Genomic DNA, 295 nt, shown 5'->3' on the forward strand with positions numbered 1-295 from the left:
TCTCATGTTTGATTCAGATATGGATAACTTCCCAGAAGTTTGAGAAGATGTTGAAGAGTATGTGTTCAACATCGACCAAAGTGGAGAATGGAAGAGCCAAGATTTCGCATCCATGAATATGTCTACAAATGAAGTTAGCTACACTTTCTATAGTGAAGATTTAGACCGTTTAAACGAAGCGGTGAAAATGGTTGAAGATGTCATGAACATCTGTTTCGCTAGAAAGTTAGGACTGTAGGGAGTATCCTCCTTTACCCACCATGACACGATCCCTAAAGTTGATGAAGCAATAATT

At 38.6% G+C, this 295-nt stretch carries 1 pseudogene; it reads left to right on the forward strand.

The features are described from left to right. Positions 1 to 205 (forward strand): annotated as a pseudogene (locus PZE06_RS28340) (hypothetical protein); the annotation flags it as partial. Between the last annotated feature and the right edge of the window lie 90 nt (positions 206 to 295).

This window comes from Robertmurraya sp. DFI.2.37, assembly GCF_029211245.1.
GTDB classification, from domain to species: domain Bacteria; phylum Bacillota; class Bacilli; order Bacillales; family Cytobacillaceae; genus Robertmurraya; species Robertmurraya methanolica_A.